The sequence below is a fragment of the Sphingobium soli genome, from assembly GCF_020782245.1.
Classification (GTDB): domain Bacteria; phylum Pseudomonadota; class Alphaproteobacteria; order Sphingomonadales; family Sphingomonadaceae; genus Sphingobium; species Sphingobium soli.
The window spans coordinates 1-1,336 of sequence record NZ_JAJGNP010000046.1 but is presented as its reverse complement, the minus strand read 5'-3'; the positions used below and the strand labels follow the sequence as shown (position 1 = coordinate 1,336).

The following is a 1,336-nucleotide window of genomic DNA, read 5'->3' as shown; positions in this document are numbered from 1 at the left end:
CGGAGAGGGTGTCCGTCGAACTCACGGGAATCTGGCATGAGTGAGGACGTCGAACGGCACGGTTTTGGTGATGGTGACGTGGGTGGTCCCTGCCCGATCTGCCGGGGCGATCCGCTCGATCCTCACTTCATTGAGATGGTCGAGCGGGAAACAGCACTGCCGGGTCAGGTGATGACGGCCGACGAGTTCCTTACATGGCTCGATGGTCAGGCGGCGAGCAGCCGGTAGACCGATGCGCGACCGATCCCGAGACGCTTGGCGATCTGGGTGGCACCCAGACCCTCGGCACGAAGATCGCGCACCGCGTCAGGGGAGATCGTTGCGGGACGGCCCTTGTATGCCCCTTTCAAACGCGCGGCCTCGATTCCACGGCGTTGCCGCGCCTTGATGAAGTGCTTCTCCATCATCCCCACCAGCCCGAAGACGGTCAGCATGACCTCGGCCATGATATCGGAGCCGTCCATGACAATCGCGGGGTCGTTGATCTTGAGCACCGCCTTCTTCTCGATGACCCGCTTGGCGATGGTGAGCAGATCGCCGGTATCTCGGGCAAGGCGATCAGGATGAAGCGCCAACAGGGTGTCGCCGGGTTCGAGCAGGCGCAGGGCGGCTTCGAGTTGGTCACGTCCGGTGAGCTTCGAGCCGTTGCCCACGTCGGAGAACACCACCACCGCTCCCAGCGATTCCAGCATCGTCTTCTGGGAGGTGATATCCTGCCCCTGATTTGAACTGATCCTCGCGTAGCCCAGCGTCTTGCCCATGGTGCCCCTGACTTGTCTCGTATGGCTCTAGGCCGACTCGCTCCAGTCGTCTCTGAAGTCAATAGGCACCCATATGAGACGGGATCGGCGTCTCATACTTGTATCGAGGGTGGTTGCCTTATCGAGGCGCGATTTCCGCTCGCGCCTCTCGTCGGGCGGTGCCCGATCATCTGGGAGGGTGCAGGCGTCGAGCATGAAACGAGTTCTTCCCAATCGAGATGAACTCGTCGTGGCATAGCAGGAACAGGGAAGCGGCTTGGCATCGCAGATGTCGAGCCGGTGAACCAGTTCGCGAGGACGCAGGCGGGATCGCGGCAGCGAGAACGGCAAGTCCGACGCCCTGATCATATGTGCGTCGGGCGCGCACGCCCTCCGGCCCTTGGCATTGCATCGGCACTTGCTGGCGAAGCCATCAAGCACCGCCAACACCTGCGGGCATACTATGAAGTCGAGGAAGAGAACTCGTCGAATGCCATGTCCGCGCGAAATCCTATATATTAAGAAAGTTGTTTGCGGACACTCGACCAGAGCCGCAGATGGATAAATCGAATAATGCAGGGAGTATGGCGGGAGTG

Annotated in this window: 2 protein-coding genes; one reads left to right on the top strand and one right to left on the bottom strand. The window is 60.8% G+C overall.

All coding sequences use genetic code 11. The annotated features are described in order from the left end of the window. The coding region (locus tag LL253_RS19650; protein WP_228228203.1) for a hypothetical protein at positions 1 to 228 on the top strand (228 nt) is incomplete at its 5' end. On the opposite strand, the gene LL253_RS19645 is transcribed toward LL253_RS19650, so the two are convergent. Then, entirely contained in the window at positions 207 to 761 is a 555-nt protein-coding gene (locus LL253_RS19645) for a recombinase family protein (protein ID WP_228228202.1), read from the bottom strand. The two genes, LL253_RS19650 and LL253_RS19645, sit on opposite strands and share 22 nt — an antisense overlap. Positions 762 to 1,336 lie beyond the last annotated feature (575 nt).

What these genes read in the sequence shown, in the direction of transcription:
- LL253_RS19645 (WP_228228202.1), bottom strand. Translation starts at nt 761, where the DNA reads ATGGGCAAGACGCTGGGCTACGCGAGGATCAGTTCAAATCAGGGGCAG.